The 17,066-nt window shown below is 38.2% G+C and carries 13 protein-coding genes; 3 read left to right on the top strand and 10 right to left on the bottom strand.

The features are described from left to right. Positions 1-75: 75 nt before the first annotated feature. Positions 76-1,464 (bottom strand): dihydrolipoyl dehydrogenase, encoded by a 1,389-nt coding sequence (lpdA, locus tag DTA23_RS02995; protein ID WP_070560650.1) that lies wholly within the window; start codon positions 1,462-1,464, stop codon positions 76-78. A gap of 245 nt (positions 1,465-1,709) precedes the next feature. Between lpdA (DTA23_RS02995) and DTA23_RS02990 the strand changes: the two genes are divergently transcribed. Beyond that, positions 1,710-2,009 carry a DUF3817 domain-containing protein gene (locus DTA23_RS02990; protein WP_046674086.1) on the top strand — a complete coding sequence of 100 codons (300 nt, stop codon included), beginning with the start codon at positions 1,710-1,712 and terminating at the stop codon, positions 2,007-2,009. Between the two features lie 168 nt (positions 2,010-2,177). On the opposite strand, the gene DTA23_RS02985 is transcribed toward DTA23_RS02990, so the two are convergent. The 7 genes from DTA23_RS02985 to DTA23_RS02955 all read right to left on the bottom strand — a co-directional run bounded on the left by DTA23_RS02985 (position 2,178) and on the right by DTA23_RS02955 (position 11,424). Beyond that, on the bottom strand, positions 2,178-2,582 hold the full coding sequence (locus DTA23_RS02985) for an acyl-CoA thioesterase (protein WP_046674085.1): 405 nt from the start codon (positions 2,580-2,582) through the stop codon (positions 2,178-2,180). A gap of 66 nt (positions 2,583-2,648) precedes the next feature. Then, a complete protein-coding gene (lpdA, locus tag DTA23_RS02980) occupies positions 2,649-4,055 on the bottom strand; it encodes a dihydrolipoyl dehydrogenase (RefSeq protein ID WP_070560648.1) in 1,407 nt (468 codons plus the stop codon). A gap of 215 nt (positions 4,056-4,270) precedes the next feature. Next, positions 4,271-4,804, bottom strand: coding sequence for a plastocyanin/azurin family copper-binding protein (locus tag DTA23_RS02975; RefSeq protein WP_070562060.1), 534 nt, complete (start codon positions 4,802-4,804; stop codon positions 4,271-4,273). A gap of 176 nt (positions 4,805-4,980) precedes the next feature. Next, entirely contained in the window at positions 4,981-6,582 is a 1,602-nt protein-coding gene (locus DTA23_RS02970; protein WP_112373789.1) for a hybrid sensor histidine kinase/response regulator, read from the bottom strand. Positions 6,583-6,604: 22 nt separating this feature from the next. Continuing rightward, positions 6,605-7,165 (bottom strand): chemotaxis protein CheB, encoded by a 561-nt coding sequence (locus DTA23_RS02965; RefSeq protein ID WP_070562064.1) that lies wholly within the window; start codon positions 7,163-7,165, stop codon positions 6,605-6,607. A gap of 6 nt (positions 7,166-7,171) precedes the next feature. After that, the gene (locus DTA23_RS02960) at positions 7,172-8,011 is read right to left on the bottom strand and encodes a CheR family methyltransferase (protein WP_236560115.1); all 840 of its coding nucleotides are present in this window, start codon (positions 8,009-8,011) and stop codon (positions 7,172-7,174) included. Further along, positions 7,999-11,424 (bottom strand): hybrid sensor histidine kinase/response regulator, encoded by a 3,426-nt coding sequence (locus tag DTA23_RS02955; RefSeq protein WP_112373788.1) that lies wholly within the window; start codon positions 11,422-11,424, stop codon positions 7,999-8,001. Before DTA23_RS02955 ends, DTA23_RS02960 begins: the two co-directional genes overlap by 13 nt. Before the next feature lie 924 nt (positions 11,425-12,348). Between DTA23_RS02955 and DTA23_RS02950 the strand changes: the two genes are divergently transcribed. Together DTA23_RS02950 and DTA23_RS02945 are read left to right on the top strand one after the other, a co-directional pair. Beyond that, entirely contained in the window at positions 12,349-12,867 is a 519-nt protein-coding gene (locus DTA23_RS02950) for a KdsC family phosphatase (RefSeq protein WP_070562067.1), read from the top strand. A gap of 2 nt (positions 12,868-12,869) precedes the next feature. Beyond that, on the top strand, positions 12,870-13,448 hold the full coding sequence (locus DTA23_RS02945) for a Maf family protein (protein WP_112373787.1): 579 nt from the start codon (positions 12,870-12,872) through the stop codon (positions 13,446-13,448). Positions 13,449-13,503: 55 nt separating this feature from the next. Here DTA23_RS02945 and DTA23_RS02940 read toward each other — a convergent pair whose 3' ends face one another. Both DTA23_RS02940 and DTA23_RS02935 read right to left on the bottom strand, forming a co-directional pair. Then, entirely contained in the window at positions 13,504-16,089 is a 2,586-nt protein-coding gene (locus DTA23_RS02940; protein WP_112373786.1) for a TonB-dependent receptor domain-containing protein, read from the bottom strand. A 263-nt stretch (positions 16,090-16,352) separates the two neighbouring features. Beyond that, the gene (locus tag DTA23_RS02935) at positions 16,353-16,952 is read right to left on the bottom strand and encodes an HYC_CC_PP family protein (RefSeq protein ID WP_146752999.1); all 600 of its coding nucleotides are present in this window, start codon (positions 16,950-16,952) and stop codon (positions 16,353-16,355) included. Between the last annotated feature and the right edge of the window lie 114 nt (positions 16,953-17,066).

Here is a 17,066-nt window from a genome sequence, read left to right as displayed (position 1 = left end):
TTATCCATTCGGCAATAAAACTAAAAAGGGGAAAATCATTAGATTTTCCCCTTTTTAGTTTTATTTTTTTTAATACTACAAGTGGATCACTTCACCGTAAGCATCAGCACAAGCTTCCATAATCGCTTCACTCATTGTTGGGTGAGGATGGATCGTTTTAATCATTTCATGACCTGTTGTTTCCAATTTGCGGGCAACAACAACTTCTGCAATCATCTCGGTCACATTGGCTCCGATAAGGTGTGCGCCTAGAAACTCACCATATTTAGCGTCAAAGATAACTTTAACAAAGCCATCTTTCGCACCAGCAGCTGAAGCTTTTCCTGAAGCTGAGAATGGGAATTTACCAACTTTAATTTCATAGCCGGCTTCTTTTGCCGCTTTTTCAGTATAACCTACAGAAGCAATTTCTGGGGAGCAATAGGTACAGCCTGGGATATTATTGTAGTCAATAGGTTCAACATGTAGCCCTTTGATTTTTTCAACACATGTGATCCCTTCTGCTGAGGCAACGTGAGCCAGGGCTTGGCCTTTAACGATGTCACCGATAGCATATACACCTTCGATGTTTGTTTTGTAGAAATCATCTACAACAACACGGCCGCGATCAGTTTTTACACCAACCTCTTCCAAGCCGATATTTTCGATATTTGGAGCGATACCAACAGCCGATAAGACAATCTCTGCTTCGATAACTTCAATACCTTTTTCTGTTTTGATTGAAACTTTGCTCAACTCACCTGTTGTGTCAACGGATTGAACTTCAGATTTCGTTAAGATGGTGATACCTTGTTTCTTTAAGCTTTTCTCTAATTGTTTTGAAATTTCTTCATCTTCAACAGGAACGATTCTATCCATAAACTCTACGATCGTTACCTTTGTTCCGATTGCATTATAGAAATAAGCGAATTCAACACCGATTGCACCGGAGCCAACAACAACTAAAGACTTTGGTTGCTTAGGAAGTGTCATTGCCTGACGGTAACCGATGATTTTTTTACCATCTTGCGGTAAATTAGGCAATTCACGTGAACGTGCACCAGTCGCTAGGATGGTATGTTTTGCCGAATATTCTTTAGTAGAACCGTCTGCTCCTTTCACATCGATTTTACCACCTTTTTTAATTTTTGCAGTTCCATTGATGACGTCGATTTTATTCTTTTTCATCAAGAACTGAATACCTTTACTCATTCCTTCAGCAACCCCGCGACTTCTTTTGACAATGGCGTCAAAATCAGCCTCACCACCTTGAACATTGATGCCGTAATCAGCGGCATGGTTTAAATATTCAAATACCTGAGCACTTTTCAATAATGCTTTTGTAGGGATACAGCCCCAGTTTAGACAGATTCCGCCTAATGATTCGCGTTCAATAATCGCTGTTTTGAACCCTAACTGAGCGGCTCTAATGGCAGCAACATACCCGCCTGGACCACTACCGATTACAATGATGTCGTAATTCATATAAATAAATATTCTGTAGTTGAGTGTTATAGCTTCAAATGACAAAATATGTGAAGCATATATTCATTCAAAAGTACGCATTTTTTCTGATGAATATGAACTATTTATTGTAAAATTGGCGGTTTCTGATAAAACACTGTCGCTGTTTCTGGCTGAATGTCACATCCTGGTCAAAGGGGGAAAAATAATAGTTAAAGCGTTTTTAGTGTCTTATTTTTGAAGTTCACAATACACAGTTTATCATTATGTTAAGAATATTCAGACAGATCGCCTTGTGGGAAGCTATCTCCACCATTTGCTTGTTTTTTATTGCTATGCCCTTGAAGTATTTTGCGGGAATCCCCGAAGCTGTCAAAATAGCCGGTTCCATTCATGGCTTCTTTGTTGTTATTTTTGTGGTTATGCTGATTATGTCAACAGTAGAATACAAGTGGCCTATATTAAAAGCGGTAAAATATTTCTTAGCATCCTTGATCCCTATTTTTGGCTTTTGGGTGGAATTGGACCTTAAAAAAGAAATCGAAGGAAAAAGACAGAAGTCATAGTGTTTGTATAAAAATTCAAATGCATGATTTTTATAAAGGTTCAGGAAGAGGTAAGAGAAGGAATTGGATTGCGAATAGACCAGAGGAATCGCCTGTATTCAATGGACGAATACTTGTGTCCCTCTCCTTTGCGGGAGATATCAATTAATAAGAACAGGAGAGAGATGTTTAATCCTCTCTACCTGTCTTCTCAATACCCATATACGCATAGGTAATGCTATCCCTTCCGTGGGGAGCAGGATTACCTTCTTCATCCAGGTTTACAAAGACCAATTTATCGATTGATAGAATTGTTTTTCTGGATATTTTATTGCGGACCTCGCAGCGCATCGTTAACGATGTTGTTCCAAAATTGATCGCTTCAATACCCAGTTCAAGTATATCGCCTTGTTTGGCTGAGCTTACAAAGTTAATTTCTGAAATAAATTTCGTAACCACTTTGGGGTTTCCTAATTGAACGATAGCATAAATGACCGCTTCTTCATCAATCCATCGCAGGAGTGTTCCGCCAAATAATGTTCCATTGGGATTTAGGTCTTCGGGTTTGACCCACTTTCTTGTGTAAAAATTCATCGTGTTTAGGTAGTTAAGAGAAAGGGGAAAAGTTTCCTTTTCCCCTTACGTTTCGATATTTATCGCCTAAGCGTGTATTGCTCTATTTGCTGTAGCTGCTAGCGCCGCCTCTTTGATTGCTTCCGTGTAGGTTGGGTGTGCGTGGCAAATACGTGCGATATCTTCTGCAGATGCACGGTATTCCATAGCTACGGTTGCCTCACCAATCATATCTGCTGCACGAGGACCGATCATATGTACACCTAATACTTCGTCAGTTGTCGCGTCTGCCAGTACTTTTACAAAACCGTCGGTGTCACCCGATGCTTTTGCACGACCAGAAGCTTTGAAAGAGAATGATCCAGCTTTGTATTTTACACCAGCCTCTTTAAGTTGTTCTTCCGTCTTGCCAACAGAAGCAACTTCAGGCCAAGTATAAACAACACCTGGAATCAAATTATAATCAATATGTGGTTTTTGACCTGCGATATATTCTGCAACATATACACCTTCGTCCTCAGCTTTGTGTGCCAACATTGCTCCAGTGATCACATCACCAATTGCAAATACACCTTGCACTGCTGTTTCCAGATGGGCATTAACGGGGATTTTCTTACCTCTTTCTTCTACTGTGATGCCGATATTTTCTAATCCTAAACCTTCAGAATACGCGGTACGACCAACGGCTACGATACAGTAGTCGCCTTCTAAAGTTACTTCTTGTCCTTTTGGATCTTCAGCAGTTACTTTTACAACTTTACCTTTCGCGGAAGCTCCAGTCACTTTATGACCTAAATAGAACTCCATGCCCAATGATTTTTTCAAAACACGTTGTAGTTCTTTTCCTAAGCCACCATCCATTGTACCGATGATAGATTTTGCAAATTCAACAACAGATACTTTTGAACCCAAACGCGCATAAACAGAACCGAGTTCCAAACCGATAACACCACCACCAATGACAATAAGGTGTTTTGGTATTTCTTTTAGGTTAAGTGCTTCGGTTGAGGTAATGATTCTTTTTTTATCAACAGGTAAGAAAGGCAATGAAGTCGGTTTCGATCCCGTTGCGATAATTACATTTTTAGCAGTGATCTGCTCTGTAGAACCATCTGCTTTCGTTATTTTGATGGTGTTTTTGTCCACAAATGAACCCACACCCTGAAAACTGTCAATTTTATTCTTCTTAAATAAGAAGGTGATACCGGCAGTATTTTGGGCAATGACATCGTCTTTACGAGCAATCATCTTTGCCATGTCTACTTTCAGATCTTTCAAACTGATGCCAAATGCATCAAAATTGTGCGCAGCATTGTGGTAATGCTCCGAAGAATCTAAAAGCGCTTTTGAAGGAATACATCCAACGTTAAGACAAGTACCACCAAATGTGCTATATTTTTCAATAACAGCTGTTTTTAATCCTAATTGGGCACAACGGATAGCTCCTACATATCCGCCTGGACCACTTCCGATTACAATTACGTCGTATTGCATTGATTACGTTTTATTTTTTTGTAGCACAAATTTAATGATTATTAATGGGATAGGAAATCAAAACTTACGATTTGTGACCAAAGACCCTTACTTTACATTTTTTTGATAAAAGAATGGAAATTATGCACCTTGGGGAGGAACGGGGCGGTGCTTATAAAGGGGATAAATCTAAAAAAGGATATTCAAAATATGAATATCCTTTTTTTACTTATTTGTTATTCTGCAACAATTTTTCCTTGCATGACACCATAGTGACCAGGGAAGCTACAAATAAACGTATAAACTCCTTTTTCAAGTGTAAATGTGATTTTATCAGTTTCTCCAGGTCCCAATAATTTGGTGTGGGAAACAATTGAAGATAAAGCTGATTTTGGAATATATTCGTCTGCAGCAGCTGCAGCAGCCTCAGCACCAAAAGTTGGAAGATCAACACCTGGTTTTAGGATAACGACGTTATGTCCCATGGACTCTTTCGGCATAGTACCTGCATTTTTGAAAGATAATTCTACTGGCTCACCCGCTTTTACACGGAAAAGATCCTTATTATATTTCATTTGATCGTTACCTTCTAAAGATAAGCTGTTGGAAATAGCTACGTTTTCAATACCAGGCACTGTTTCTGTTGCTTGGCTTTCGGTTGAAGTTGTCGCTTCTGTACCAGTTGATTTTTCAGACTTGTCACTGTTTCCACCACAAGATGCAATTGATAAAGCAACTGCAACTGCTGGTATCATAAAAAGTTTTTTCATTTGAATGATTGTTTGTTTATCTTTTATTTATTGTAGGCATTTCCGCAGCCTCTAGCGGTTTAGTGATGAAGTTATGACGAACTTGATTCCTTTCTGAATGTGCGTTCATGAGAAATAACATCAAAACATATTGTTTATGTTCTAAAATTAATGATTTCATTGATAAATTGAAACTATCATTTCAATTTTGACAATAAAGTATCAATTGTTTTATATAATTTGATAGGATCAAACGGCTTTCCGACAACTTCATTGGCTCCTGCATCGAGCGCTTCCTGTTGTTCGGCTTGAAGCACAGAGGCTGAAATGGAAATAATCGGCATGTTTGCGATTATCGGATTCGTGTTTCGACGTATTTCCTTGATTGCTTCAAAACCACTCATGAGTGGCATATGGGCGTCCATAAACACCAGATCAATTTTTTTCTTATTGATTTCTTCTAACGCAATGAGGCCGTTTGTCGCCAAAGTGATATCGCAATTCCAGCTCTTCAGGATATTCGCCAGCATAAAACTGTTTAATTCATTGTCTTCAGCAATGAGAATCATCGGAAAGTTGAACTTGGGTAATTCTGTATAGAGTACCTGCGTTTCTTTCTCGACGGGTTTGTCTTTGATTTTGTCGAAAGTACATTCAAAGGAAAATATACTTCCTTTACCGTATTCGCTTGAAGCAAAAACCCGACCGTTGAGCAGGGCAGCAATACGTTTTACAATCGCCAATCCCAATCCTGTACCACCAAACTTTTTGGTAATGCTATCCTCTCCCTGTTCAAACGCAATAAATATTTTTTCCAAGGCATCTTCTACGATGCCAATTCCTGTGTCTATCACCTGAAACCGTAAACAGATACTATGGTTGTCTTCTGTCAGAAGCTGAATTTTTAAAACAACGGACCCTTCTGCAGTGAATTTAAAACTATTGGATATAAAATTGGTCAATATTTGTTTTAATCGAAGTGGATCTGTTAGAAAATAGCTTGTGATCCGCTCATCGACATCAATTGAAAAATTCAGGCCTTTGTAGATCGCTTTATCAATGAAGAGATTGTTTAGATCATCCGTAATATCATGTACAGAGGTAGATTCCATATTAAGTTTCATCATGCCCGAGTCAACTTTCGATAGGTCGAGTATGTCGTTGATAATAGTCAACAGATTTTGAGAGGCAGAATCCAATTTATTGATCCAATTTTCTTGTTCTAGCGTGAGCTGCGAGTTTTTTAGCATCTGTGTAATGCCCATAATACCGTTAATCGGGGTACGGATCTCATGGCTCATATTGGCCAAAAAGGTTTCCTTGGATTTTCGAGCAAGATCGGCCTCTTCTTTAGCTTTGAGAATCGCCTGTTTTGATTCTTCTAAGGCTATGTTTTTCTCTTTAATTTCTTGCTGTATCAGTAATTGCTGGACAAAAGATTTTACTTTCGCGATGGTTGCTTCCGGATTTAGCGGTTTATATAAATAATCTACAGCTCCACTATTTAGTCCCTGAATAAGGTATTTGTCTTCTTTTGAGATTGCTGTTACCATGATAGGGATAATATGGTTTGTTTTCGGATTCTTCTTTAGGAAGGAAACAAATTCAAAACCATTGATCTCGGGCATCTGTACGTCAACAAGTGCTAAATCAATATCCTCTTTCCAACAGATTTTTAAAGCTTCGTTGGGATCTGTGCTCGTCACTATATTTATATTTTCGATATCCTCCAGTAATGCTGTTAGACTGATAATATTTTCAATTTTATCATCGACAATCAATATATTTACCTTCTTCATTTTAGCAAATCTAAATACAATTTTAAGTCAACTGTTTGACGTAGTCCTTTATTTCTTGAATGCTCAAAATGCGTTCCTGCGCATCGAGTTGAATAGCTGCTTCGGGCATGATGGGAACTTCAGCAGTCACAGGGTCTTGTACAAATGTCTTCCCGCCGTATCGTTTTATCATTAATAATCCTTGTGCACCATCCTGATTCGCCCCAGAGAATAAAATAGCTGTACAATTTTCTTTATATATTTCGGCTACGGATTCAAAAGTCACATCAATTGATGGTCTGGAATATTGAACAGGTTCTGAGATATCCAAAGAAAAGCTATAGTCTGGTTCAACTAAAAGATGATAGCCTGCAGGGGCAAAATAGATCGTTCCATTTTCTATCGCTTCCTTATCATCTGCAGTTTTTATTTTTTGAACAAGTGCTTTAGATAGCGTGTCCTCAATACTAGAAGCATACTTAGGGTTTCTGTGTACGATGACAATAACGGGTATGCGAATTGGCCGTTCCAATGACTTTAAAATATTTAGAATCACACTAAACCCACCTGCAGACCCCGCTAATAAAAGAATTTTTCTTTCCATTACCTACTACCCAATTTTTTGGTAAATATTCTGTTTTTTGTTTACGATCTTAAATTTAGCAGCATCTTTATAGTTGATTAAAGATTCTTTTGCTCCCAAACATAAGAAGCCCAGATGGCAAAGTGAATGATAGAATAAATCCAGGACTTTATTTTGCAATTCAGTATCAAAATAGATCAATACATTACGGCAGGTAATCAGTTGAAATTCATTAAAAACGCCATCGGATACCAAACTATGTATGGAGAAAAGGACATTTTTTTTAAGACTATTATTAATGGTAGCGGCGTTGTACATCGCTGTATAATAATCTGACAATGAGTTTTTCGGTTCCGTCTTAATAAAATTTTCCGAGTATTCCTTAACTTTCGTAAGCGAATAAATACCGCGTTTTGCCTTTTCTAACACTTTGCCATTAATATCGGTGCCATAGATAAACGCCCGTTGGTAAAGATTTGCTTCTTCTAATAAGATGGCTAGCGAATAGACTTCTTCGCCAGTCGAACAACCTGCACTCCAGAGTTTGATATGTGGATAAGTTGCGAGATAGGGAAATACATCCGTTTTTACAGCTTTATAAAAATCGGGATCCCTAAACATTTCAGTCACATTGACTGTAATTTCCTGTAGGAAATAGGTGCTGAATCCGGGCTGATTGATCAAATTGGACTTTAGCTCCTGTAGATTGAGCTTGTTAAGTTCCATTATTCTAGTCACACGTCTTTTTAAAGAAGCTCTTGTATAGCCGGACACATCATATCCGTGGAGATTTTTGACTATATCAATAACTTCTTCTAACTCTTCAAAATTGATCATTGCTACTATTTTATCAGTTAACTCAGCCATACGCGCATTAGGGATATTAATTTGTCAACATCAACCGGTTTACTAATATAATCGTTTGCACCAACAGCAATTGTTTTTTCCCGATCACCTTTCATGGCTTTCGCTGTCACAGCAATAATTGGAAGGTTTGCAAATTTCTTGTTTGCCCTTATTTTTTCAATAGCTTCATAACCATCCATCACGGGCATCATGATATCCATTAAGACAAGGTCAATCTGTTCATTTCGTTCAAGAATATCTAATGCCTCCTGACCATTGTTGGCAATTTCAATGTTCATATCATAGCTTTCAAACGCCGTGCTAAGAGCAAATATATTTCGCATATCGTCATCTGCTAGTAGTACTGTTTTGGAAGCTAAATTGTTTTCAGCAATGACAGAAGCTCCGGCGTGATTGAACATATTGTATTCGCGCTTATTGCTGCGGATTTTATTTAAGAATAAATTAACTTCATCGATCAGGCGATTATTTGATTTCGCTGACTTAAGGACCATCGCTTGGCTGTGATGCAAAATTTCGGAAGTCTGCTCTGTGGTGAGTTCCATTGCCGTATTGATGATAATAGGTAAATCCCTAAATTGATCGTTCGATTTGATTTCATTCAGGAGTTCAATGCCCGATTTGTCAGGAAGGTTTAGGTCCATAATGATGCAGTCAAACAATTTCTCTTGATCTAATAAATCAAGAGCCTGTCTGGCATTGAAGGCCTGAAATATCTGAATGTGCTGTTCTTCCAAAGATTGTTTGATGAAATCGCTTTGGATTTCCTGATCTTCCACCAGCAGAATTTTTTTCAGTGGATGACTAGTCGATGCTTTTATTTTTAAGAATGTTTCAGCCAAAGATTCTTCTGACACAGGTTTAGCCATAAACCCGATGGCCCCGGCAGAAATAGGTTCGTCATGTAAAAATGTTCCTGCCGACATCATGTGCACAGGAATCTCTTTGGTGCTGTCGATTTTTTTGAGGTTACGAAGAACTTCCCAGCCATCCATTTTAGGCAACATAATATCTAGGATAATCGCGGCAGGGCGTAAATTCTGTGCTTTTTGTAAGCCATCTTGCCCATCATAGCTGATGTATACATCGTAGCCGTTTTGTTCGGCGTAGTCTTTTAGAATATCTGCAAAAATGAAATCGTCTTCAATAATCAGCAGTTTATTATGTTTTCCATCGTTGTCGATTGACTTTGTTTTTTCGACTATAGGATTTTCCTTCGGAATTTGTGTTGGCGGATTACTTTCTTTTTCGATAGATGGTACTTTCGGAACCTGAATTTCTTGTTCTAGCGGGATACTGAAGGTGAAAATACTACCTTCACCAACCTTACTGGATAAGATTATTTTCCCTTTTAATAAGCTAGCAATTTCGCGGCATATCGATAAGCCTAAACCTGTGCCACCATATTTACGGCTCGTTGAGCCATCTTCCTGTTTAAAAGCATCAAAGATAAGCTCTTGTTTTTCAGGGGCGATCCCGATCCCGTTATCTTTGACCGTAAAAAGAAGATTTTCTGCTTCAGCTATTATTCCTAAAGAAACTTCGCCTTTTTCACTTGTAAACTTGAACGCATTCGATAATAAATTCTTGAGGACTTGTTGTATACGATGTTCATCACCAATGAATTCCTGCGGTGCATTTACATTGACATCGAGTAAGAAGTGAATATCTTTCGACGCTGCGGTATCGCTGAAAAAATCTTTAATATAATTGACAAGGTCGTACGTGTTGATACGTTCTTTTTGGACTTCAACCTTCCCCGATTCAATTTTTGCCAGATCCAACAATTCGTTAATTAAATGTAGGAGATCTGAGCCGGCACTATGAATAACAGAAGCATACTTTATTTGGTCTTCACTGAGGTTTTTCTTTTTGTTATCCTGAAGTAATTTGGCAAGAATGAGAATACTATTGAGTGGTGTCCGCAATTCATGGCTCATATTGGCCATAAATTCAGATTTATATTTGCTCGACAGCTCTACTTCCTCTATTTTTTGGGCTATGGCCTGACGGGCTTTTTCCAGATCTTCATTTTGTGCAAAGAGCAATTTGGCCTTCTCGTCCAGCTCATTATTGGTTTGGATAAGCTCTTCCTGCTGTACTCTAAGCTCTTCCTCAGAAGCCTCCAACAAATGTGTCTTATGGATTAACTCCTCATTGGTTGTTCTCAATTCCTCCTGTTGAGTCTCTAATTCCTCTGTTTGTTGTTGAAGTTCCTCATAAAGATCAGCAAGCTTTCCATGCGTTTGGGCTACTTTTATGATAACGGCAATGTTATCTTTTGCTTTATCCAAGAAGTTAAATCGCAGTTGCTCGTCCTTCGCATTAATAATTGGGCAACAAATTTCCATGATACCGACACACTGGTTTTCATAAGAGAAGGGTACAATATAAATCTCAGTTTCTAAGCGGTCGGATAATGAGGTTTCTAAGATAAGATGCTTGTGGTCGACGTCCTTTATTTTAACGACTTCATGATTGTTTGCGACTTCGCCCAAAATACCATCGTTTTCCTTAAACGTTCGTTTGATAAACTGTGTGGAGGAAATGCCAATTTTGTGGCAAAGCTGATACTCCTGATAGTTGTCATCGAAAATATAAATAGTCCCACCTAATGCTTTTGTCGTGGAAGCAATAGCATGTAGGCTTATTTCGGCAATTTTCTTGTCTGTATAGTCACCGCGTAATTGTTCGTCGATGCCATTTATAGCATTCAAAATCCAGTTATCACTGTTGGTCTGGTCTTGCAATAGTTGGAGGCGGTTATTGGATTCTTGCTGACTTTTCACTGTAGACCTCAGAAATCTAGAGATCGAGGAAATTTTGGCGAGAATATAGAAAAATCCACTTAATCCAATAGCGATAAAAAGGTAAGTAATGTACTGGGCCAGTTGTAGTTCATTTCTAGATCTTTCTAAGAGTCTTGCCCGTTGATCCAATAAGTCTCTCGACATGAGATCGATCTGATTTAATATCGCGGCTTTTCGCTCGTGAATATTATGGGATATGGATTGTGTTTCCTTCGTGTTGTCAATATCCTGCTCAAAGTCGTAAAATGCAACAATATCCTTTCGGATGTTTTCAGTGCTGTTTGGCTGAACATGATAGAAATCATCTTTTAGACTTAAAGATCGTAACAGTTCATCCATTTTTTTTAATTCCATTTTATAAGGAATAAATAGTGAAGCGTCTTTCTTATTCACGTAATCAAGTTTGATGTCATTTACCTCGTCTACACTTGATTTGATTTCATTAATGATATTGAATCTATTTTCGGCGACACGAACAATACTTCGCTCGTTATTTAAGTTATGATGCAGCGATATGAAAAAATATAGGGCTGAAAGGAAGATAAGCGAAAAAGAAATGATCACTCCAATGGTAATTTGCTTTCTATAATTTTTTCGATCCATGTGAGAATGAGTTTATCGTTTTACTTTTCTGTAGGTATTGTGTTTCGATGGTACCTGGGGAAAAAGATATATGTAAAATAACAAAAAAACTTGCTATTCCTAAAATAATCAAAAGTCAGCATAGAAACAAACCTGTACAGCCGTCAAGGATCCCACCAATCTATTTGCGCACAACATCGACTTTTTGTTGCATAAGCGTAACTTAGATCATTTTTTGTCTTTTCATTCTTAGTCGCAGCAAATTGGGGGCAAGTAGTGATCAGGTTTGATATTCTAACAGTATTTGTTCAGTGCTCGTTCAGTGATTGTTCAGTGCTTGTTCAGTGATTACTCAGTATGAACTGAATATTGAGTGACTGATCACTGTATAATAATAGATGGAAAACTGTAGTAAGCTTTAAAGTGATATGAAGGTCTGTCAAACCGATTGTTATTTCGATTATTGATAATAAGATATTATGATAATCATCAAATAGTAGAATCTATAAAATAGAAGAAGAAAAAATACTTATAAAAACAAAACCCTGATGATGGGCACCAGGGTTCGTTACTAACCAATTATAAACCTAAATTATGAAAAGACTTTTTAAGGGCTTCTAAACTAAATTAGTTGCCGTGTTGTGCCGTGAAAACTAAAAATGATTGTTTTTTAAATCTTATGCAAACTTTAAGTCAATAACTCTTCTGACTGCTTGCTGTTAGTGTTTCATAGCGAGATAACCTTTAATTATCTTCTACAAAGATACGGTAAATATACCGTAGCATCCAAATATTTTTAAGAATAAGTTGCTAATACAACTATGTTGTGACACACAAATGATATTTTGGCTTATCTGAATAATTATCTGACAGTGTTGTCAATTAGATCAGTATCGCTTCGCGAATTATTACTCGAAATGCCTTACTTTTACAAAAAATATATTTATGGTATTGACTGAATTTAAATCGATAAAAGCATTTGTATTGGATGTAGATGGTGTGCTGACTGATGGTACTGTGCAAGTTAATGAAGAAGGGCATCAGTTACGTACATTTCATATAAAAGATGGCTATGCCATGCAGTTGGCGATCAAGAAAGGTTATCCGATTTTTATTATCACAGGTGGAGGTTCGAAGGGTGTCGAGCAGCGGATGAAAGGTTTGGGGATCAAAGAAGTCTATTCAAAAGTTACGGACAAGCTTTCTAAAATGAAAGAACTTGCTTGTGATTACAAGCTTGAATTAAATCAATTGATGTACATCGGCGACGATATCCCTGATCTTAGCTGCATGAAGTCCGTTGGGATAGCTGTTTCTCCGGCAGATGCAGTAGAAGAGATCAAGAAAATTTCACATTATGTGTCTGGTTTTTGTGGCGGAAAGGGAGTTGTACGTGAATTGATCGAAAAGGTAATGAAAGTACAAGGCAACTGGTATGAGGATGAAACGGTAAAAAGCATATAGGGATGTTGAAAAATCTAAAAAATAGAACAATTATATTAGGGTCTCAGTCTCCACGGAGAAAGCAGCTGTTAGCAGGGCTTGGACTGACATTTGAAGTCGACGTACGGGAAACGGCAGAATATGTGGATCCGAATTTGTCTGCAGCTGAGGTCGTTCGTCAAATTGCTATTTGTAAAGCGGAAGCATTTGCGGATAAAAAAGATTGTTTGGTTATCTGTGCCGATACTATTGTGGTATCGGATAAGGGCGAAATCTTAGGTAAGCCTAAAGATGAACAGGAAGCTAGAGAAACGCTAACAAACTTGTCTGGTCAGAAACATGTGGTGCTGACTGCTGTAGCGATCTCATGGGAGGGTAAGATGAGCACTTTTGTCGAGACGACAACTGTTTATTTTTACGAACTAGAGCTGGATGAAATCGATCATTATGTTACTCAATTTTCGCCACTAGATAAAGCAGGTTCTTATGGAATACAGGAATGGATCGGCTTAATCGCCATAAAAAAGATAGAAGGGGAATACAATAATGTGGTCGGATTACCCACGGCAAAGCTTTATCAAGAATTGAAAAAGTTAATGTAAAAAAAGCGGCTTTTGCCGCTTTTTTATTACTCTTTGATTTTTTTTAGCTTACCTGTTATTTGATGAAATAACGAACGCCGGTGTAGAACATGCGTCCTGTTAAAGGACCCCAAAGCATTGACGTATCAAAATAGTTTCCAAAGGGTTGATCCGCGGCGAGGATTGGCATATTTTGGAAATAATTAGACAGATTTTCTCCGCCCACATACACGGTGAAGTTTTTCTCTTTCCCAAAAGTTTTGCTAATCTGCGCATTCATTGTCGCATAAGCCTTTGACGCTGTAGGCATTTGATATTCAACGGGGTTCTCTGCTGTTGATGGAATGCGTTTTTGTCCAACGACATTCAATGTATAATCTACACTCCAGCCAGAATGGTGATTATATGCCAGGTTGACAAAACCACGGTGTTTGGCCAATAGCGGTTTGGTCTTTCTGCCACTTTCAAAATCAGTTTGAACATCAAGTAAGCGATAGGCCAACCTCGTTTCAAAATGTGGTGCTGGCATCAAGCGAAATTCTGTTTGCAAACTATTGGAGAAAGATTTTCCATTCAAATTATAAAAATTGATCTCTCGGGGATTTTCGTAATCGACCACGACCTGATTAGAGAAGCTGTTATGGAAAAATTCAACTGATGCCGAAGCCTCACGTCCGAAGATCCGCATACTTTGGTCTATCGCTATTCCGCTATTCCAGGAGACTTCAGGTTGTAGGCCATAAGCCTTATCGTATATATTAGGCGATTGGATAACCAATTTTCTGCTACTAGCCAATACTGCCGTGTTCTCCGCAAATATATTTGCAGTACGTTGACCTCTTCCTGAGCTAGCTCGAACTGTTGTTCCCGAAAGCGGGGCATAACGTAAATGGATGCGTGGTGTTGTAAACCATCCATACAGGGAGTTGTAGTCTTGGCGAAGACCAATAATGGCATCAAATTTTTCTGATGGACTATAGGTATATTCTGCAAATGCTCCCGAAACCACTTCTTTCCTTTTGAAGTTTTGATCTTTTAAATACCACTCATTGTAATTGTCATAATTAATGGAGGCACCAACGCGATACTTGTGGGCGACTGTCCCGATAATATCTTGAAATAAGAGATTAGCATATCCATTTTGTTGCTCCGAATCGTAGTTATTGAGCCCAAAATAGCTTTTTTGATTGTAGTTTGATCCTGCAAGCTGGAGACCTATGCTGCGGTGCTTATTTTCGGGGAACACATAACCAATTTTAGCAAAACCTTCTACGCGTTCGATATCAAATCCCAAACCGTAGCGATTTGTGGTACCCTTATCTGTCTTTTTGTTAAAATCAATCTGTCCGCCTGTACGGTCGTCATTGAGATATTTAACCCCAAATTGTACCATAAGCCCTTTTCCATTTTCATAAAACCAGCGGTTGACACCAGAGAATAGATTGCCAACGGGTATATCTCTAAATCCGTTGTGACTAAAGTTCATGGATTTATTGTACATGAAATTGTCATGCAGGAGCACTGCAGTGGACCAATGCTGACCAATTTTTTGTGAAAGATTTAAGTTGACATCTGTACGTCCCATGTTGTTCGCATAGGCATTAAAAAACAATCTTTCTGAATTTTGAGGTTTCTTCAATTCGACGTTGATCTGTCCCGCCATGTTTTCGAAACCGTTGGCTACGGAACCGATACCTTTCGCAATTTGAATAGATTCAATCCATGTCCCTGCAATAGAATTTAAACCTAAAGGAGAAGCGAGCCCACGTGGCCCAGGTAAATTTTCAACGGTTAATTGGGTATAAATACCGCTAAGGCCTAGCATTTGAATCTGTTTACTGCCTGTTACTGCATCAGCACTGACGACATCGACGGAGGCGTTGGTTTCAAAGCTTTCGCTTAAATCACAGCAAGCGGCTTTGAATAACTCTTTTCCGGTAAGAACTTCTAGTCGTGCAGGTGTCATACGGTCAATATAATTTGAGCGTCGTGTTCCTTTAACCTCGACTTCCATCAACACATTACCCTTCGCTGTAATCATAATGACTTCATGCAGATCTTTGATGGTGATGGTGTCAGATTTCATCCCTACATAACTTACAACCAATTTGTTGAACCCTTCTTTGTGGTCCAATTTAAATACACCATTTTCGTTTGTCCTTGTGTTTTTGGTTGGAAGGTTGGCCCAGTGTAAATTGGCGCCAATGATGGGTTTAAGATCCCCCTTTTCATTTTCTTCAACAACAACACCGGTAACGGTATGTGGATGATCATGGTTATCGGTTGTCACCGCTTTCTTTTCGGGTACTTTGCCATTTTCCAGTCGCGGATACATACAGCATTCATGGAGTTTAGCATAGGATTCATCAGTGGCCACCAGGTTGTCAACATCATGACCAACCTGAGCAATATTTTTCTTGATTGCCTCCAACTGAACTTTTTGGGGGTTATATTTGATTTGCAATAGGTTGTCTCCTGCATTCCAAACGGCCGTTTCTACGCCATGCATTTTTGCGGCCGTTTCAATACGTTTTTTACACATAGCGCAATTTCCAGCCACTGTAAGTGTGCGGGTACTGTCGATCTGTGCCTGTACAAATGCCAGAAAAAATAAGGATAGAATGGTCGTTGTATATATTTTTTTGAAAATTTGATTCATCATTTTAATTAAGAGTATTCGCTTCAACTAGCATTTAATTTTACCTTCATGATATCGCGCAACCACATGCAAGGGGTACGGATTTATTTTTTTCAGTTCTACAATTTTTTTGCTGAATGATTTAAAATCCACTTTTTTGTTCCGTGATAAGCTACGAAAAGATGAATGTTGGGAATAACAGTCTGCTATTCTCGCGAGATATAAAAACTATAGTGGACTTCGATCAATTCAAGAAAATGAACTGCGTTCAGTGAAAAGAGGTGATATTAAATTCTAAAATTTTGATTGAGAATAAAAACAGGAGGGCTCTGTCTATTGTAGCTCGCAAAATCGGTATACGTTAGTTTAGAAAAATCGTCTTCCTCCCCAGCGAAATGATAATAATTAAGTATCCAATGAAGCGTAATTATTGCAGGAGAAAAATGGTTAAAATCAAGATTTTGTGTTACTCTGCTGAATTTATCGAGCTTTTGTGCTTCGATCTTAACATCTTTACAGCTTCCTGTTTCATGACAGTGTTTCTGCTGTTTTTTTGCAGACTTGGCACACAGAGGGCAGGCGATATTATGGCTTTCCGATAACGATACACTTTGTGTTTCCCCTTGGCAAAAATGAAGATGCACTGAGGCACCACTTGCTGCGAGCAAATAGAAAAATAGGCCGATTAATAGTGCAATTTTCTTCATCGAAGCAAAAATAAAGAAAATATGTAATTTTTTTTTGTAATATTTTGGATAAATGTTATAACTTGTAGTAACAAATGAAAAACTAAAATTTACCAAAGTTATGAATTTATTATTTATCAATCCGGTCAGCTCGTATTTGCTAGCTATCTTTTTGATTGTTGGGGCAATTCTATTGTACAAGGGATTTTACCATCTGGCTCGCCGTATACAGGAATAGTACAGTATGTTCAGTCTTTTTAGGAGCACTTTACAGGGAAACAGCCTATGTAGATTAGTCCCTTAAATTTAACTACT

The sequence above is a fragment of the Sphingobacterium multivorum genome (assembly GCF_900457465.1).
Taxonomy (GTDB): Bacteria; Bacteroidota; Bacteroidia; order Sphingobacteriales; family Sphingobacteriaceae; genus Sphingobacterium; species Sphingobacterium multivorum.
This window is presented reverse-complemented; position numbering and strand designations above follow the sequence as displayed.

What these genes read in the sequence shown, in the direction of transcription:
- DTA23_RS02960 (WP_236560115.1), bottom strand. Translation starts at nt 8,011, where the DNA reads ATGGCTGAGTTAACTGATAAAATAGTAGCAATGATCAATTTTGAAGAG.
- DTA23_RS02990 (WP_046674086.1), top strand. Translation starts at nt 1,710, where the DNA reads ATGTTAAGAATATTCAGACAGATCGCCTTGTGGGAAGCTATCTCCACC.
- DTA23_RS02955 (WP_112373788.1), bottom strand. Translation starts at nt 11,424, where the DNA reads ATGGATCGAAAAAATTATAGAAAGCAAATTACCATTGGAGTGATCATT.
- DTA23_RS02940 (WP_112373786.1), bottom strand. Translation starts at nt 16,089, where the DNA reads ATGATGAATCAAATTTTCAAAAAAATATATACAACGACCATTCTATCC.
- DTA23_RS02975 (WP_070562060.1), bottom strand. Translation starts at nt 4,804, where the DNA reads ATGAAAAAACTTTTTATGATACCAGCAGTTGCAGTTGCTTTATCAATT.
- DTA23_RS02965 (WP_070562064.1), bottom strand. Translation starts at nt 7,165, where the DNA reads ATGGAAAGAAAAATTCTTTTATTAGCGGGGTCTGCAGGTGGGTTTAGT.
- DTA23_RS02945 (WP_112373787.1), top strand. Translation starts at nt 12,870, where the DNA reads ATGTTGAAAAATCTAAAAAATAGAACAATTATATTAGGGTCTCAGTCT.
- DTA23_RS02970 (WP_112373789.1), bottom strand. Translation starts at nt 6,582, where the DNA reads ATGAAGAAGGTAAATATATTGATTGTCGATGATAAAATTGAAAATATT.
- lpdA (WP_070560648.1), bottom strand. Translation starts at nt 4,055, where the DNA reads ATGCAATACGACGTAATTGTAATCGGAAGTGGTCCAGGCGGATATGTA.
- lpdA (WP_070560650.1), bottom strand. Translation starts at nt 1,464, where the DNA reads ATGAATTACGACATCATTGTAATCGGTAGTGGTCCAGGCGGGTATGTT.
- DTA23_RS02950 (WP_070562067.1), top strand. Translation starts at nt 12,349, where the DNA reads ATGGTATTGACTGAATTTAAATCGATAAAAGCATTTGTATTGGATGTA.
- DTA23_RS02985 (WP_046674085.1), bottom strand. Translation starts at nt 2,582, where the DNA reads ATGAATTTTTACACAAGAAAGTGGGTCAAACCCGAAGACCTAAATCCC.